This window comes from Ideonella aquatica, assembly GCF_018069755.1.
Lineage (GTDB): Bacteria > Pseudomonadota > Gammaproteobacteria > Burkholderiales > Burkholderiaceae_C > Ideonella > Ideonella aquatica.
This window is the reverse complement of the sequence record NZ_JAGQDE010000017.1, coordinates 34,963-49,604: the sequence shown is the minus strand read 5'-3', so window position 1 is coordinate 49,604 and position 14,642 is coordinate 34,963. Positions and strand designations below refer to the sequence as shown.

The following is a 14,642-nucleotide window of genomic DNA, read 5'->3' as shown; positions in this document are numbered from 1 at the left end:
CCAGTCGATATGTGGGGGCACAAATAGAAAGGCCGGCAGCGCCTCATTTCACGCACCGGCCTGATGGGATTCTAAAGCCCGCACCTGAAACGGGCGACAAGGTCGAAAGACCGCACAGGAGTCGCCATGCATGCTGCGTTGCAACACGATCGGGGCACAATACGTGCTTCTCTTCCGCATCCTGAAAACAAACGGCACCTCGCGACAGCGCCGTGCCAGCTTGTTCCCGTACGCTCGCCGCTGCCGCCACATCCTGCGCCCATGTCCGTCACCAAGCCCCGCGAGTTCTTCATCCAAGGCATCACGCTGGAGGGCCGTACCTTCCGCCCCAGCGACTGGGCCGAGCGCCTGGCCGGCGCGATGTCCTGCTTCCGCCCCGGGGGCGGCGCGGGCGGCATTGGCGCCTTCATTGGCTACTCGCCCTACTGTGTGCCGCGGGTGATCAACGGCGTGAAGTGCGTGATCGTCAACGAGAAGCTGCGCGACCTTGAGCCCATGGCCTGGGACTTCGTGATGAACTTTGCCAAGGACAACCACCTGCAGGTGTCCGAGGCCTGCCTGCTGCCCGATCCCCCGTCCGCATGAGGCTTGCGCCGACAACGCCACATCCTGTGGCGTGGCCCGCCGTGGCGCGGACATGAAAAAGGCCCCGCAGTGCGGGGCCTTTTGTCTTCCACCTGGAGAGTGCTGTCAGGCAGCGAGCGCCTTGATCTTGGCGGACAGGCGGCTCTTGTGGCGAGCAGCCTTGTTCTTGTGGAAGATGCCCTTGTCGGCGATCGAGTCGATCACGCTCTGGGCAGTCTTGAACAGGTCGGTGGCCTGGCCCTTGTCACCAGCGGCGACGGCCTTGAGCACGTTCTTGATCGAGGTGCGGAACTTCGAACGCAGCGAGGTGTTGGCGGCGTTCAGGTTGACGTCCTGGCGGGCGCGCTTGCGGCCCGACGCGAGACGAACGGTCTTCTTCTTGGCTTTGGAGGAAGTGGCCATTGCTTGGAATTGGGTCCAGGTGGTAAAGACTGTCGAGTATAGCATTTTCGGAGTCAGCATGGCAAGCCAAAGCCGGGAGCCGTCCCTATAATCCCGCGGCTTTGCCCTGGCATGGCGGCCCGCACCCCGGGCGGCCCACCGCATGAACCTGCTCAAGGCGGCCACCACCGTCTCTCTCTGGACCCTGTTGTCGCGCGTCACCGGCCTGGTGCGCGAGCAACTGGTGGCGCACGCCTTCGGCGCCAGCGCCATGACCGACGCGTTCAACATCGCGTTTCGCATCCCCAATCTGCTGCGTCGGCTGTTTGCCGAGGGCGCGTTCTCGGCCGCCTTCGTGCCCATCCTGGCCGCCAGCCGCGAGACCGACGGCGACGAGGCCACGCGCCGCCTGATCGACGCCGTCGCCACCATGCTGGCCTGGGCGCTGCTGGCGACCTGCGTGATCGGTGTGGCCGGCGCGCCGCTGATTGTCTGGCTGTTCGGCGCCGGCCTCGAAGAGCTGGATCTGGCGGTCCTGATGACGCGCTGGATGTTCCCCTACATCGGCTTCATGTCGATGGTGGCGCTGGCGGCCGGCATCCTGAACACCTGGAAGCGCTTCGTCGTGCCGGCGGCCACGCCGGTGCTGCTGAACCTGTCGGTGATCGCTTGTGCCTGGGGCCTGACGCCACTGCTGGAGCGCCACGGCATCCGGCCGATCCATGCGCTGTCGGTGGGCGTGGTGCTGGGTGGCGTGCTGCAGCTGGCGGTGCAGGTGCCGGCGCTGGCGCGCATTGGCTGCCTGCCGCGCATCGGCCTGACGCCGGCGCGGCTGCGCAGCGCCTGGCACCACCCGGGCGTGCGCCGCGTGCTGTCGCAGATGGCGCCGGCGCTGCTGGGTGTGTCGGTGGCGCAGATCTCGCTGCTGATCAACAGCCAGATCGCCTCGCACCTGGGTGCGGGTGCGGTGTCCTGGCTGACCTACGCCGACCGGTTGATGGAGTTCCCCACGGCGCTGCTGGGTGTGGCGCTGGGCGTGGTGCTCACACCGGGCCTGTCGGCGCTGAAGGCGCGCGGCGACGCGCAGGGCTACTCGGGCCACCTCGACTGGGGCCTGCGGCTTGCGCTGATGCTGGCCTGGCCCTGTGCGCTGGCGATGCTGGTGTTCGGCCTGCCGCTGATGGCGGTGCTGTTCCACCACGGCGCCTTCGACGAGCGGGCGCTGCGCATGAGCACGCTGGCGGTGCAGGGCTACGGCGTGGGCCTGATCGGCCTGATCGGCGTCAAGGTGCTGGCGCCGGGCTTCTACGCCCAGCAGGACATCCGCACGCCGGTGCGCATCGCCATCGTGGTGCTGCTGGCCACCCAGGTCATGAACGCCGCCTTCGTGCCCTGGCTGGGCCATGCCGGCTTGGCGCTGGCGACGAGCCTGGGGGCCATGGTCAATGCCGGCTGGCTGCTGCGCGGTCTGCGCGAGCGCGGCATCTACATGCCCGAGCCCGGTTGGGGCGGCTTCATTGCGCGGGTGGTGGTGGCTTCGGCGGTGCTGGCCGGCTGGCTGGGCTGGGTGGCCTGGCGGCTGGATTGGGTCGCCTTGCAGGCCCAGTGGCTGCTGCGCGCCGGCCTGCTGTTCGGGGCACTGGCGGTGGCCGCGCTGCTGTACTTTGGTGTGCTGTGGGCGCTGGGCCTGAACCTGCGCCAGTTCGCGCGCCGGGGCTGAGCGGAATGGCCCAGACGCCGCGCTTCGCGCCGGCCCATCCGCTGGACTACTTCTCGTCGCTGGTGGCTGAGGGCAGCGAGATCGCGCTGCTTGAAGCCGCGATCCTGCTGGCCCAGGACGATCACCCGACGCTGGATGTGCAGGCCGTGCTCGACGAGATCGACCAGCTTGCCGACCGCCTGCGCCAGCGCCTGCCCGCCGATGCGCCGCCAGCCCACCGGCTGCGCATGCTCAACCGTTTCTTCTTCCGTGAGCTGGGCTTTGCCGGCAATGTCAACGACTACCACCATGCCGACAACAGCTACCTGCACCGGGTGCTGCAGACGAGGCGGGGCATCCCGATCTCGCTGGCGCTGCTGTACATCGAGATCGCCCAGCAGATCGGCCTGACCGCGCGCGGCATCTCGTTCCCGGGCCATTTCCTGGTCAAGCTGCGGCTGCCGGCCGGCGAGGTGGTGGTTGACCCTTTCACCGGCGAGTCGCTGTCGCGCGATCGCTTGGCGCAGCGTCTGGCGCCCTGGCGTCAGCAGCTGGGGCTGCCCGGCGACGACGAGCTGCCGCTGGGGCTGTTTCTGCAGACCGCCGAGCCGCGCGAGGTGCTGGCGCGCATGCTGCGCAACCTCAAGGCGGTGCATGAGCGCCAGGGCGACCTGGCGCGCCAGCTGGCGGTGCAGCAGCGTCTGGTGCGCCTGCTGCCGGGCGACTGGGACGAGCGCCGCGACCGCGGCCTGCTGCTGGCCGAACTGGGCAGCCCAGGGGAGGCCCTGGTCGACCTGCAGACCTGTCTGGACCAGCGCCCCGAGGGCCCGCAGGCCGAGCTGCTGCGCCAGCGCATGGCCGAGCTGCGCGGGCGGCCCCGGCCCTGATCGACATGGGCGCGCGCCGTACAATCGTGTTGCTTCCTGCCGGTCGCCCTGACTGGGCCACGCGGGCCACCGGCCCCGAGACCGTGACCCGCACAGCCCCGCCGCCGCCAGTGTCCCCGCCGGGACAGGCGTGCCGTCGATCCGTGTACCGATGAACCTATCCCCTGCCCAGAGACAGTCGCTGAGCTGGCTGCTGATCGCCGCAGTCGTGCTGGCGTTGCTGTGGCTGCTCGCGCCGGTGCTGACGCCTTTTCTGATCGCCGCGGTGCTGGCCTATGCGCTGCAGCCGCTGGCCGAGGCGCTGGTGCGGCGCGGCTGGCCGCGTTCGGTGGCGGCCACGCTGGCGGTGCTGCTGGCGGGTGTGTCGGTGCTGGCGATGGCGTTGCTGGTAGTGCCCATCATCGCCCGCGAACTGCCCATCTTGCGCGAGCAGATCCCGCGCGGCGCCGAATGGGCCAACCAGGTGCTGGCGCCGGCGCTGGCCAGGCTGGGCCTGGAGGTGCGTCTGGACGTGGCCGGCATCAAGGACATGGTGCTCAAGGGCCTGGGTGGCAACCTCGAGGACGGCCTGGCGGCGCTGCTCAGCTCGGCCCGCCTGGGCGGCAGCGTGGTGCTCACCGTGCTGGGCAACCTGGTGCTGGTGCCGCTGGTGCTGTTTTACCTGCTGCTGGACTGGCCGCAGATGATGGAGCGGCTGCGCCAGTTGGTGCCGCCGCGCATGCGCACCTCGGTCGACAGCTTTCTGGGCGAGTGCGACGAGCTGCTGGGCCAGTACCTGCGCGGCCAGTTGATGGTGATGTTGGTGCTGTCCGTCTGGTATGCCGGCGCGCTGGCGCTGGCGGGTTTCGAGCTGGCGCTGCCGGTGGGCGTGTTCACCGGCATGCTGGTCTTCATCCCCTATCTGGGCTTTGGCCTGGGCCTGGTGCTGGCGCTGCTGAGCGCGGTGCTGCAGTTCGGCAGCTGGTACGGGCTGGGCGCGGTGGCCGTGGTCTACGGCCTGGGCCAGTTGCTGGAGAGTTTCGTGCTGACGCCCCGCCTGGTGGGCGAGCGCATTGGCCTGAACCCGCTGGCGGTGATCTTCGCGCTGATGGCCTTTGGCCAGCTGTTCGGCTTCGTCGGCGTGCTGGCGGCGCTGCCGCTGTCGGCGGTGGCCCTGGTGGCGGCGCGGCGCGTGCTGGCTGCCTACCTGCAAAGCGAGCTGTACCGCGGATGAAGCAGATCCCGCTGGCCATCGGACTGGGTCCCGAGCCCGGCTTCGACAACTTCGTCACCGGCCCCAATGGCGTGGCCCTGCACGCGCTCACGCAGTGGCGCCAGCCGGGACCGCCGGTGTTCCTGCACGGGCGGGCCGGCACCGGCAAGTCGCACCTGCTGGCGGCCTGGGCGGCGCGGGTGCGGGGGCAGGGCGGTCAGGTGGCCTGGTTCCACGCCACGACACCGCTGCCCTGGCAGTTTGACGAGGCCTGGAGCCTGGTCATCATCGACGACGCCCAGGACCTGGACGAGGCGCGCCAGCATGCCGCCTTCACGCTCTTCGTCGAGGCGGCCACCCATGGCACGCAAATGGCTGCTGCCGCCCGCCTGCCGCCGGTGGACCTGCCGCTGCGCGAGGACCTGCGCACCCGCTTCGGCTGGGGCCCGGTGTTCGAGCTGCAGCCGCTGGACGAAGCCGCCACCCGCGCCGTGCTGCGCCGCGAGGCCGACGCGCGCGGCCTGATGCTGTCCGACGAGGTGATGGACTACCTGCTGACCCGCTTCGAGCGCGACCTGGGCTCGCTGAAAAGCCTGCTGCACCGGCTCGACCGCTTCTCGCTGGCCGAGCGCCGCGCCGTCACCGTGCCCCTGCTCAAGAAAATGCTCACCGAAGGCGAGGTGGCCGCATGAAGCTGGCCCTGTTCGACCTGGACGGCACCCTGCTGCCCACCGATTCCGACCACGCCTTTGGCGAGTTCATGTGCGCCATCGGCTGGACCGATGGCCAGGCCTGGCGCGCGCGCAACCAGCAGTTCTTCGAGCAGTACCAGGCCGGCACGCTGGTGCTGGCCGACTACGTGGACTTCGCCACCTCGGCCTGGCGCCATCGCCCGCTGGCCGACGCCGAGGCCGCGCGCGAGCGCTTCATGCAGGAGGTGATCAGCCCCGCGCTGCGCTTCGAGGCGATCGAGCTGGTGCGCGCCCACCAGCGGAGCGGCGACCAGGTGGCGGTGGTCACCGCCACCAACGAGTTCGTCACCCGGCCGATCGCCACCGCCTTTGGCGTCGAGACCCTGCTGGCGGTGGAGCTGGAGCGCGGCGCCGACGGCCGCGCCACCGGCGCCATCCGCGGCACCCCCACCTTCCGCGAAGGCAAGGTGGCGCGCGTCCAGGCCTGGCTGCACAGCCAGGGCCAGTCCTTCGCTGACTTTGACGACGTGCTGTTCTACAGCGACTCCACCAACGACCTTCCGCTGCTCGAGGCGGTGCCCACCCCGGTGGCCACCAACCCGACGCCAGCCCTGCGTCAGATCGCGCTCGAGCGCGGCTGGCGCGTCATCGACCTCTTCGACGCGACATGATCCGCAAATTCATCGACAAGCTGCTGGGCAAGCCCGCAGCGACACAGCCCGCCGCCGTTCCGCTGGGCAAGCGCCTGGAGATTCCGGCCGCCGAGCATGGCATCGACGCCTCTTTGCTGGATGAGCGCGCAGTGCGCGTGGTCACCACGCTGCAAGACGCCGGTTTCGAGGCCTACATCGTCGGCGGCGCGGTGCGCGACCTGCTGGTGGGCCGCCGGCCCAAGGATTTCGACGTCGCCACCAACGCCACGCCGGAGCAGGTCAAGGGCCTGTTCCGCCGTGCCTTCATCATCGGCCGGCGCTTTCGCATCGTCCACGTGATCCACGGCCGCGGCCGCGACCACGAGGTGATCGAGGTCTCCACCTTCCGGGCCTACATGGACGCCAGCGCCGCCGAGCAGGTGGCCGGCAACGAGAAGACCTCCAAGAAAGAGATCGAGAACAAGAGCCACGTGGTCGATGCCGACGGCCGCGTGCTGCGCGACAACGTCTGGGGCCCGCAGATCGAGGACGCTGCGCGCCGCGACTTCACGATCAACGCGATGTACTACGACCCGCGGCGCCAGCTGGTGGTGGACTACCACCATGGCTTCAAGGACGTGCGGGCGCAGACGCTGCGCATGATTGGCGATCCGGCCACCCGCTACCGCGAAGACCCGGTGCGCATCCTGCGCGTGGTGCGCTTTGCCGCCAAGCTGGGCTTCAAGATCGAGCCCAAGACGCACAAGGCGATCGCCGCCGCCATCCCGCTGCTCGCCAATGTGCCGGCCTCGCGCATGTTCGACGAGATGATCAAGCTGCTGCAGACCGGCCATGCGCTGGCCAGCCTGGAGCAGATCCAGGCCCAGGGCCTGGGCCGCGGCGTCTTCCCCATTCTCGACGCCGCGCTGCTCAACGCCCCGTCCGGCAGCGCGCGCCAGAAGTTCATCAAGCTGGCACTGGCTGACACCGATCGCCGCGTGGGCGAGGGCAAGGCGGTGGCGCCCAGCTTCATGCTGGCCTGCATGCTGTGGCACGACGTGCAGGCCGGTTGGGCCGAGCGCCGCGCCGCTGGCGAGCACCCGTCGCCCGCACTGCAGCAGGCGATCGACGCGGTCTTCGATGCCCGCATCGGCGACATCTCCGGCCGCGGCAAGCTGGCCGCCGACATGCGCGACATCTGGATGATGCAGCCGCGCTTCGAGCGCCGCACGCCCAATGGCGCCTTCGGCCTGGTCGAGCAGCCGCGCTTTCGCGCCGGCTTTGACTTCCTGCGCCTGCGCGCCGATGTGGGCGAGATCCCGGCGGAGCTGGCCGAGTGGTGGGAGGATTTCTCGCTGGGCAGCCCTGAGGACCGCGAGGCCCTGCTCGAGGCGGTGCGCGAAAGCCAGCACAAGCCGCGGCGTGCGCCCAAGCCGGCCCGGCCGGCGCCAGCGGCCACTGAGGCGCCCCGCGAGGCCGAGGCCGACGACGAGGGCGATGAGTCCGACCCGGCCGATGGGCCGCAGGAGGGCGCAGACGCCACCCCGGCCCGCAAGCGCCGCCGTCGCCGTCGTCGCAAGCCCTCGGGTGGTGGCGATGGCGCGCCGCCGGCCGCCGCCTGATCACCATGGCCGAGCTCGCCTACATCGGCCTGGGCGCCAACCTGGGCGACGCCCGGGACACGCTGCTGCAGTCCTGGCGGGCGCTGACGGGCAGGGCCGGTGTGCAGGCCGATGGCTTGTCCGGCCTGTGGCGCAGCGCCCCGGTCGATGCCGGCGGCCCCGACTACATCAACGCCGTCGGCCGCGTGCGCACCACATTGGGCGCCTACGAGCTGCTGGCCGTGCTGCAGGACATCGAGCTGCACCACGGCCGCGAGCGTCCCTACCGCAACGCGCCGCGCACGCTGGACCTGGACCTGCTGCTGTACGGCCAGCGGTCCCAGGACGACCCGGTGCTGACGCTGCCGCACCCGCGCATGCACCAGCGCGCCTTTGTGCTGCACCCATTGGCCCAGCTGGCGCCGACGCTGGTGCTGCCACAGGGCGACTGGCCCACGCTGCTGGCGGCCGTGGCCGACCAGCGTCTCGAACCCCTGTAAGGGCCCTGGCATGACCTGGCTGACCAGCCTGCCGCTGTGGGTGCAGACCTTTGGCCTGCTCACCCTGTCCAACCTGTTCATGACCATGGCCTGGTATGGCCACCTGCGCCACCAGTCCACCCAGGCCTGGTATGTGGCAGCCTTGGTCAGCTGGGGCATTGCGCTGTTCGAGTACCTGCTGCAGGTGCCCGCCAACCGCATCGGCTACGCCGGCGGTTACAGCCTGGCCCAGCTGAAGATCGCCCAGGAGGTGATCACCCTGGCGGTCTTCGTGCCCTTCGCGGTGTTCTACATGGGGCAGCCGCTGAAGCTGGATTACCTGTGGGCCGGCCTGTGCCTGTTGGGCGCGGTCTACTTCATCTTCCGGTCCTGACGGGCCGCTAGAATGCGCCCATGACAGGGCGATGACTGTTGTGTGACAGTCACCGCCCCTTTTTGCGCCCGTACCGGGCCGGAGGAGAACCGGATGTTTTTCGGCAAGCTGTTGCCCAAAGAGGGCAACTTTTTCGAACTCTTCAACGAGCACGGCAAGTACATCGCCGAAGGGGCCCGTTCCTTCACCTCGATGATCCAGTACTACAGCACGGCCGATCTGCGTGAAAAGTACGCCGCCGAGGTGGACAACGCCGAGCGCGCCGCCGACAAGGTCACCGCCGAGGTCAACCGCCTGCTGCACCGCAGCTTCATCACGCCGATCGACCGCGAACAGATCCACGGCCTGATCAATGCCATGGACGACATCCTGGACCTGCTGCAGGACTCCTCCGAGGTGATGGCGCTGTACAACGTGCAAAACGTCAACGAGGACGTGATCCGCCTGGGCGACATCTCGCTCAAATGCTGCGAGCGCGTGCAGCACGCGGTGTCGCTGCTGCCCAAGCTGTCGCAGCCCGAGGTGGCCGAGGCCGCGCTCAAGACCTGCGAGGAGATCGATCGTCTGGAAAGCGACGCCGACCGCGTGATGCGCAGCGCCATGTCCAAGCTCTTCCGAGACGACATCGACGTCAAGGAGCTGATCAAGCTGAAGGCCATCTACGAGCACATGGAGTCGATCTCCGACCGCTGTGAGGATGTGGCCAACCTGATCGAGGGCGTCGTCCTCGAAAATTCCTGAGCCGCTGCGGCCCCGACTTCTCATGGAAGCAGCCCAGATCGCGTTCTGGTTCGTCGTCCTGCTGGTGGCGCTGGCCCTGGCATTCGACTTCATGAACGGTTTCCACGACGCGGCCAACTCGATCGCCACCGTCGTCTCCACCGGCGTGCTCAAGCCGCAGCAGGCGGTGCTGTTCGCCGCCTTCTTCAATGTCATTGCCATCTCGGTCTTCCACCTCAGTGTGGCCAAGACGATTGGCAAGGGCATCGTCGAGCCCGGCGTGGTGGACCACCACGTGGTGTTCGGTGCGCTGATCGGCGCCATCACCTGGAACGTCATCACCTGGTGGTATGGCATTCCCTCGTCCAGCTCGCACGCGCTGATCGGCGGCATCATCGGCGCGGTGATCACCAAGGCCGGCCTGTCCAAGCTGATTGGTGCGGGCATCGCCAAGACGGTGGTCTTCATCTTCGTCTCGCCGTTCCTGGGCTTCGTGCTGGGCTCGCTGATGATGGTGGGTGTGTCCTGGGTGTTCAGGCGCACCGCGCCGATGCGGGTGGACCGCTGGTTCCGGCGCTTCCAGCTGGTCTCTGCCGGCCTGTACTCGCTGGGCCACGGCGGCAATGACGCGCAAAAGACCATCGGCATCATCTGGATGCTGCTGGTGGCCTCGGGCTATGTGGCGATCGATGCCAAGGCGCCGCCCGACTGGGTGATCTGGTCCTGCTACATGGCGATCGGCCTGGGCACCATGTTTGGCGGCTGGCGCATCGTCAAGACCATGGGTCAGCGCCTGACCAAGCTCAAGCCGGTGGGCGGCTTCTGTGCCGAAACCGGCGGCGCACTGACGCTGTTCCTGGCCACCTCGATGGGCATTCCGGTGTCCACCACCCACACCATCACCGGCGCCATCCTGGGCGTGGGCTCGGTGCGCAACCCGTCGGCGGTGCGCTGGGGCCTGGCCGGCAACATCGTCTGGGCCTGGATCTTCACGATCCCGGCGGCGGCCTTCGTGGCCGGGGTGTTCTACTGGATCAGCACGATGCTGTTCTGAGCACCGGCCAGCGCCACCCCGAAGGGCCCTGCGGGGCCCTTCGTCGTCTCAGTCGGTGGCGGGCAGGCTGTCCCCCACGCCCAGCGCGCGCTGCATCAGCACCACGTCCAGCCAGCGGCCGAACTTCCAGCCCGAGGCCTTGAGCACCCCGGTGTGCTCGAAACCCAGTCGCCGGTGCACGCCGATCGAGCCGGCATTGGCGCTGTCGCCGATCACCGCCAGCATCTGCCGCGCGCCACGGGCTTCGCACTGCCCGATCAGTTCAGCCAGCAGCGCGGTGCCGACACCGCGGCCCTGGGCCGCGGGCGCCAGGTAGATCGAGTCTTCCAGGCAGAAGCGGTAGGCCAGGCGCGGCCGGAAGTGGTTGGCGTAGGCATAGCCCAGCACCGCGCCGTCGCTGCCCTGCGCCACCAGCCAGGGCAGTTGCTTGCCCAGCACGTCGGCGCGGCGGCGGGCCATCTCGGCCAGGTCGGGCGGCTCCAGCTCGAAGGTGCCGGTGCCGTGCAGCACGGCCTGGCCGTAGATCGCGGTGATGGCCGGCAGGTCGGCGTCGGTGCTGGGGCGGATGAGCAACTCGGGCATCGCGGTTTGTCTGATTCGCTGCAGAGCCCCTATAATCCCACGTTTTCCAGCGTCGGCCTGACGGTGCGTGCCCAGCGTGGGCACCGAGCAGGCGTATCTACGGGGCTGGATCAGCGTTCAGGCCCGTGACTTCCATGACATGGGGCCTGGACAACCGGATCAGCCAATCCCGGCAGTGTCTCCCAGGCGCGGCGGTCCACACGAACTGAACTCAAGGAACGACAAATGGTCGTGATTCGTCTGGCCCGTGGTGGCTCCAAGAAGCGCCCCTTCTACAACATCGTCGTCGCCGATTCGCGCGAGCGCCGTGATGGCCGCTTCATCGAGAAGCTCGGCTTCTACAACCCGGTGGCCTCCGAGGGCGAAGAAGCCCTGCGCGTGGCCCAGGACCGCGTGACCTACTGGATCGGCGTCGGTGCCCAGCCGTCGGACACCGTCTCGCGCCTGATCGGCCAGGCCAAGGCCAAGGTCGCTCCGGCCGCCTGACCGGCCCGGCCGGCCCGCCCATCCGCGCATGACGTCGCCTGATGCGGTGAGCTGGCCCGAGGACGCGGTCGAAGTCGGCCGCATCCTCGACGCCTGGGGCATCAAGGGCGGATTCAAGGTCCAGCCTTTTTCCGCCGATCCCCAGGCCCTGTTTTCCTCCCGCCGCTGGTATCTCAAGCCGGCGGACGCGCTGCCCGGCAAAGGGGCAGCCGCAGTGCGTGCCGCCAAGCCGGCGCCGCTGCCACCGCTGCTGAAGATCACCAGCGCCAAGGAACACGGCGAGGTCGTGGTTGCGACCGCCCAGGACGTGGCCGACCGCACTGCCGCCGAGTCCCTCAAGGGCGCGCGCGTGTTCATCTCGCGCCAGAGCTTTCCCACCGCCGACCCCGACGAGTTCTACTGGGTCGATCTGATCGGCCTGAGCGTGTTCAACCGCGATGGCGCGCTGCTGGGCACGGTGACCGACCTGCTCGAGACGGGCGCTCACTGCGTGCTGCGGGTGCGCCGCCCGGATGCGGCGGCCGATGCCACGCCCGACGAGGCCGAACGCCTGATCCCCTTCGTGAACGCCTATGTCGACGAGGTCGACCTGCCAGGCAAGCGCCTGCTTGTCGACTGGGGCCTGGACTACTGACGACCGGGCCGCGCCATGCGCTTTGACGTCGTCACGCTGTTCCCTGAGCTGTTCACGCCCTTTCTGACCCAGGGCGTGACGCGCCGCGCCTTTGAATCCGGCCAGGTGGATGTGCGCTGCTGGCCGCTGCGCGACTTCGCCGACGACAACTACCGTCGTGTCGACGACCGCCCCTACGGCGGTGGCCCCGGCATGGTGATGCTGGCCGAGCCGCTGGAGCGCGCGCTGGCCGCGGTGCGCGCTGACCGCGCCGCCGCCGCACCCGTCATCCACTTCAGCCCCACAGGACAGCGCATCGACCAGGCCCTGTTGCGCGAGATGGCTGGCGGCCCGGGCGCTGTGCTGCTGTGCGGCCGCTACGAGGGGATTGATCAGCGCCTGCTGGATCGCCATGTGGACCTGGAGCTGAGCCTGGGCGACTTCGTGCTGTCCGGCGGCGAACTGCCGGCGCTGGCCTTGCTGGACGGCATTGCCCGGCTGCAGGACGGCGTGCTGGCCGATGCACGCTCGCACCAGCAGGACAGCTTCGAGGACGGCCTGCTTGACTGCCCGCACTTCAGCCGCCCCGAGCAGTGGACGCCAGCGCCGGGCGAGCCGGTGCAGCCGGTGCCGCCGGTGCTGCTGTCGGGCCACCACGCGCAGATTGAGCGCTGGCGCCGCGAACGCTCACTGGAACTCACGGCCCGCCGGCGCCCGGACCTGATCGCCGCCGCCCGCGCGGCGGGTCGCCTCAGCCCCGCCGACGAGCGCTTCCTGGCCGCGCTTGGCGCACAGGGCGACGCCGCGCTATAATCAGCGGCTTTTCGATCCTCTGCCGAGGGACGCATCCATGCACCGCCAGGGATGCACCATCTTTCAACCAGCCCCGGCACGATCACTTCGGAGAAGTCAGTGAACCTGATCCAGACCCTCGAGCAGGAAGAAATTGCTCGTCTTGGCAAGACCATTCCGGCCTTTGCCCCCGGCGACACCGTGATCGTCAGCGTCAACGTCGTTGAAGGCACCCGCAAGCGCGTGCAGGCCTACGAAGGCGTCGTGATCGCCAAGCGCAACCGCGGCCTGAACAGCAGCTTCATCGTGCGCAAGATCTCCAGCGGCGAAGGCGTCGAGCGGACCTTCCAGCTCTACAGCCCGCTGATCGCCTCGATCGAAGTCAAGCGCCGCGGTGACGTCCGCCGCGCCAAGCTGTACTACCTGCGCCAGCGCTCGGGCAAGTCGGCGCGCATCAAGGAAAAGCTGTCCTGATCGCCGGCCTCGCGCCTGCCCCCAAGAAAGCCGCCCCAACCGGGGCGGTTTTTTTTCGTCCCGGCCTGGCGCTGCTGGGCAGGGTTCTTGCTGAGTCCAGGGGGCAGTACAGAACAAGAGGACGTCGATGGCCACCCCTTTGCCAGCTCTGGTGCCGATCGCGCAGCTCAGCGCCGGCGACACCGCCTGGATGATCAGCGCCACCACACTGGTGCTGCTGATGAGCCTGCCTGGCCTGGCGCTGTTCTATGCCGGCATGGTGCGGCGCAAGAACGTGCTGGGCACACTGGCGCAGGTGCTGGCCATCGCCGCCCTGGTGAGCCTGCTGTGGTTCGCGATCGGCTATGGCCTGGCCTTCGGCCCCGGTGATGGCTGGATCGGCGACTGGCGCCACCCCTGGATGGCCGGCCTGCGCGTGGACAAGCCGCAGGGCCTGGCCAGCGTGCACCCGCTGATGCCCACGGTGCCCGAGGCGGTGTTCGCGATGTTCCAGCTCAGCTTCGCCATCATCACGCCCGCACTGATCGTGGGCGCGGTGGCCGAACGCATGCGCTTTGCCGCCCTGTTGTGGTTCAGCGCGCTGTGGTCGCTGGGCGTGTATGCGCCGCTGGCCCACTGGGTCTGGTCGCCCGAGGGCTGGCTGGCGCAGCGCGGCGCGCTCGACTTTGCCGGTGGCACCGTGGTGCATCTCAATGCCGGCGTGGCTGGCCTGGTGGCGGCCTGGTGGCTGGGTCCGCGCCAGGGCTGGGGTCGCGAGGCGCTGACCCCGTCGCACCTGGGTCACACGATGACTGGCGCGGCGCTGCTGTGGGTGGGCTGGATCGGCTTCAATGCCGGCTCGGCCGGGGCCGCCGATGCGCGCGCCGCGATGGCCATGCTGGCCACCCAGCTGGCTGGCGCTGCTGGCGCGCTGGGCTGGATGCTGGCCGAGTGGACGCTGCGCCGCACACCCACGCTGCTGGGCCTGTGCAGCGGCGTGGTGGCGGGGCTGGTGGCGGTGACGCCGGCTTCGGGCTTTGTGGGCCCCGGCAACGCGGTGCTGATCGGCGCCATTGCTGGCGTGGCGGGTCTGTGGGGCGCCACCGGCCTGAAGCGCCTGCTGGGCGTGGACGACTCGCTGGACGTGTTTGGTGTGCATGGCATTGGCGGTCTGGTGGGAGCGTTGCTGACCGGACTGCTGGCCGAGCCGCTGGTGGGCGGCGTCGCCGGCTCGCTGCCAGCCCAGGCCCTGGCTGCTGCTGCCACCGTGCTGTTCAGCGGTCTGGGCACGGCCTTGCTGCTGTGGCTGGTCGACGCGCTGGTGGGCCTGCGCCTCAGCCCGGATCAGGAGCGCCTGGGCCTGGACCTGGCGCAGCACGGTGAACGCATTGAGTGACCCA

At 69.2% G+C, this 14,642-nt stretch carries 18 protein-coding genes; 16 read left to right on the top strand and 2 right to left on the bottom strand.

Annotated elements, in window-relative coordinates; translation table 11 throughout:
• Nucleotides 1-261 precede the first annotated feature (261 nt).
• Nucleotides 262-585: a DUF3579 domain-containing protein gene (locus tag KAK06_RS17425; RefSeq protein WP_210803418.1), complete on the top strand. Its 324-nt coding sequence runs from the start codon at nt 262-264 to the stop codon at nt 583-585.
• Nucleotides 586-690: 105 nt separating this feature from the next.
• Here KAK06_RS17425 and rpsT read toward each other — a convergent pair whose 3' ends face one another.
• Entirely contained in the window at nt 691-987 is a 297-nt protein-coding gene (rpsT, locus tag KAK06_RS17420) for a 30S ribosomal protein S20 (RefSeq protein WP_210803417.1), read from the bottom strand.
• 142 nt (nt 988-1,129) lie between these two features.
• Here rpsT and murJ point away from each other — a divergent pair, with 142 nt between their 5' ends.
• From murJ to KAK06_RS17370, 10 genes are all read left to right on the top strand, one after another.
• Nucleotides 1,130-2,686, top strand: coding sequence for a murein biosynthesis integral membrane protein MurJ (gene murJ, locus KAK06_RS17415; protein WP_210803416.1), 1,557 nt, complete (start codon nt 1,130-1,132; stop codon nt 2,684-2,686).
• Nucleotides 2,687-2,691: 5 nt separating this feature from the next.
• On the top strand, nt 2,692-3,552 hold the full coding sequence (locus tag KAK06_RS17410; protein WP_210803415.1) for a SirB1 family protein: 861 nt from the start codon (nt 2,692-2,694) through the stop codon (nt 3,550-3,552).
• Between the two features lie 151 nt (nt 3,553-3,703).
• Entirely contained in the window at nt 3,704-4,765 is a 1,062-nt protein-coding gene (locus tag KAK06_RS17405; RefSeq protein ID WP_210803414.1) for an AI-2E family transporter, read from the top strand.
• Nucleotides 4,762-5,436: a DnaA regulatory inactivator Hda gene (hda, locus tag KAK06_RS17400; RefSeq protein WP_210803413.1), complete on the top strand. Its 675-nt coding sequence runs from the start codon at nt 4,762-4,764 to the stop codon at nt 5,434-5,436. The genes KAK06_RS17405 and hda overlap by 4 nt, the downstream gene beginning before the upstream one ends.
• A complete protein-coding gene (locus KAK06_RS17395) occupies nt 5,433-6,107 on the top strand; it encodes a histidinol-phosphatase (protein WP_210803412.1) in 675 nt (224 codons plus the stop codon). The genes hda and KAK06_RS17395 overlap by 4 nt, the downstream gene beginning before the upstream one ends.
• Nucleotides 6,104-7,690 carry a polynucleotide adenylyltransferase PcnB gene (gene pcnB, locus KAK06_RS17390; RefSeq protein WP_210803411.1) on the top strand — a complete coding sequence of 529 codons (1,587 nt, stop codon included), beginning with the start codon at nt 6,104-6,106 and terminating at the stop codon, nt 7,688-7,690. The genes KAK06_RS17395 and pcnB overlap by 4 nt, the downstream gene beginning before the upstream one ends.
• A gap of 5 nt (nt 7,691-7,695) precedes the next feature.
• On the top strand, nt 7,696-8,169 hold the full coding sequence (gene folK, locus KAK06_RS17385; RefSeq protein WP_210803410.1) for a 2-amino-4-hydroxy-6-hydroxymethyldihydropteridine diphosphokinase: 474 nt from the start codon (nt 7,696-7,698) through the stop codon (nt 8,167-8,169).
• A 10-nt stretch (nt 8,170-8,179) separates the two neighbouring features.
• Nucleotides 8,180-8,542: a DMT family protein gene (locus KAK06_RS17380; RefSeq protein ID WP_210803409.1), complete on the top strand. Its 363-nt coding sequence runs from the start codon at nt 8,180-8,182 to the stop codon at nt 8,540-8,542.
• Between the two features lie 93 nt (nt 8,543-8,635).
• Nucleotides 8,636-9,283 (top strand): DUF47 domain-containing protein, encoded by a 648-nt coding sequence (locus tag KAK06_RS17375; protein ID WP_210803408.1) that lies wholly within the window; start codon nt 8,636-8,638, stop codon nt 9,281-9,283.
• A 22-nt stretch (nt 9,284-9,305) separates the two neighbouring features.
• A complete protein-coding gene (locus KAK06_RS17370; RefSeq protein ID WP_210803407.1) occupies nt 9,306-10,316 on the top strand; it encodes an inorganic phosphate transporter in 1,011 nt (336 codons plus the stop codon).
• Nucleotides 10,317-10,364: 48 nt separating this feature from the next.
• Here the strand turns inward: KAK06_RS17370 and KAK06_RS17365 are convergent, their stop codons facing one another.
• On the bottom strand, nt 10,365-10,898 hold the full coding sequence (locus KAK06_RS17365) for a GNAT family N-acetyltransferase (RefSeq protein ID WP_210803406.1): 534 nt from the start codon (nt 10,896-10,898) through the stop codon (nt 10,365-10,367).
• A 225-nt stretch (nt 10,899-11,123) separates the two neighbouring features.
• Here KAK06_RS17365 and rpsP point away from each other — a divergent pair, with 225 nt between their 5' ends.
• The 5 genes from rpsP (at nt 11,124) to KAK06_RS17340 (ending at nt 14,638) form a co-directional block, all read left to right on the top strand.
• On the top strand, nt 11,124-11,384 hold the full coding sequence (gene rpsP, locus KAK06_RS17360; protein WP_210803405.1) for a 30S ribosomal protein S16: 261 nt from the start codon (nt 11,124-11,126) through the stop codon (nt 11,382-11,384).
• A 28-nt stretch (nt 11,385-11,412) separates the two neighbouring features.
• Entirely contained in the window at nt 11,413-12,018 is a 606-nt protein-coding gene (gene rimM / locus KAK06_RS17355; protein ID WP_210803404.1) for a ribosome maturation factor RimM, read from the top strand.
• Nucleotides 12,019-12,033: 15 nt separating this feature from the next.
• Entirely contained in the window at nt 12,034-12,810 is a 777-nt protein-coding gene (gene trmD / locus KAK06_RS17350; RefSeq protein WP_210803403.1) for a tRNA (guanosine(37)-N1)-methyltransferase TrmD, read from the top strand.
• A 99-nt stretch (nt 12,811-12,909) separates the two neighbouring features.
• The gene (rplS, locus tag KAK06_RS17345; protein WP_210803402.1) at nt 12,910-13,263 is read left to right on the top strand and encodes a 50S ribosomal protein L19; all 354 of its coding nucleotides are present in this window, start codon (nt 12,910-12,912) and stop codon (nt 13,261-13,263) included.
• Between the two features lie 127 nt (nt 13,264-13,390).
• On the top strand, nt 13,391-14,638 hold the full coding sequence (locus KAK06_RS17340) for an ammonium transporter (RefSeq protein ID WP_210803401.1): 1,248 nt from the start codon (nt 13,391-13,393) through the stop codon (nt 14,636-14,638).
• Nucleotides 14,639-14,642 lie beyond the last annotated feature (4 nt).

Excerpts from the sequence above, each read along its gene's own strand:
- KAK06_RS17425 (WP_210803418.1), top strand. The coding sequence starts at position 262 with ATGTCCGTCACCAAGCCCCGCGAGTTCTTCATCCAAGGCATCACGCTG.
- rpsT (WP_210803417.1), bottom strand. The coding sequence starts at position 987 with ATGGCCACTTCCTCCAAAGCCAAGAAGAAGACCGTTCGTCTCGCGTCG.
- murJ (WP_210803416.1), top strand. The coding sequence starts at position 1,130 with ATGAACCTGCTCAAGGCGGCCACCACCGTCTCTCTCTGGACCCTGTTG.
- KAK06_RS17410 (WP_210803415.1), top strand. The coding sequence starts at position 2,692 with ATGGCCCAGACGCCGCGCTTCGCGCCGGCCCATCCGCTGGACTACTTC.
- KAK06_RS17405 (WP_210803414.1), top strand. The coding sequence starts at position 3,704 with ATGAACCTATCCCCTGCCCAGAGACAGTCGCTGAGCTGGCTGCTGATC.
- hda (WP_210803413.1), top strand. The coding sequence starts at position 4,762 with ATGAAGCAGATCCCGCTGGCCATCGGACTGGGTCCCGAGCCCGGCTTC.
- KAK06_RS17395 (WP_210803412.1), top strand. The coding sequence starts at position 5,433 with ATGAAGCTGGCCCTGTTCGACCTGGACGGCACCCTGCTGCCCACCGAT.
- pcnB (WP_210803411.1), top strand. The coding sequence starts at position 6,104 with ATGATCCGCAAATTCATCGACAAGCTGCTGGGCAAGCCCGCAGCGACA.
- folK (WP_210803410.1), top strand. The coding sequence starts at position 7,696 with ATGGCCGAGCTCGCCTACATCGGCCTGGGCGCCAACCTGGGCGACGCC.
- KAK06_RS17380 (WP_210803409.1), top strand. The coding sequence starts at position 8,180 with ATGACCTGGCTGACCAGCCTGCCGCTGTGGGTGCAGACCTTTGGCCTG.
- KAK06_RS17375 (WP_210803408.1), top strand. The coding sequence starts at position 8,636 with ATGTTTTTCGGCAAGCTGTTGCCCAAAGAGGGCAACTTTTTCGAACTC.
- KAK06_RS17370 (WP_210803407.1), top strand. The coding sequence starts at position 9,306 with ATGGAAGCAGCCCAGATCGCGTTCTGGTTCGTCGTCCTGCTGGTGGCG.
- KAK06_RS17365 (WP_210803406.1), bottom strand. The coding sequence starts at position 10,898 with ATGCCCGAGTTGCTCATCCGCCCCAGCACCGACGCCGACCTGCCGGCC.
- rpsP (WP_210803405.1), top strand. The coding sequence starts at position 11,124 with ATGGTCGTGATTCGTCTGGCCCGTGGTGGCTCCAAGAAGCGCCCCTTC.
- rimM (WP_210803404.1), top strand. The coding sequence starts at position 11,413 with ATGACGTCGCCTGATGCGGTGAGCTGGCCCGAGGACGCGGTCGAAGTC.
- trmD (WP_210803403.1), top strand. The coding sequence starts at position 12,034 with ATGCGCTTTGACGTCGTCACGCTGTTCCCTGAGCTGTTCACGCCCTTT.
- KAK06_RS17340 (WP_210803401.1), top strand. The coding sequence starts at position 13,391 with ATGGCCACCCCTTTGCCAGCTCTGGTGCCGATCGCGCAGCTCAGCGCC.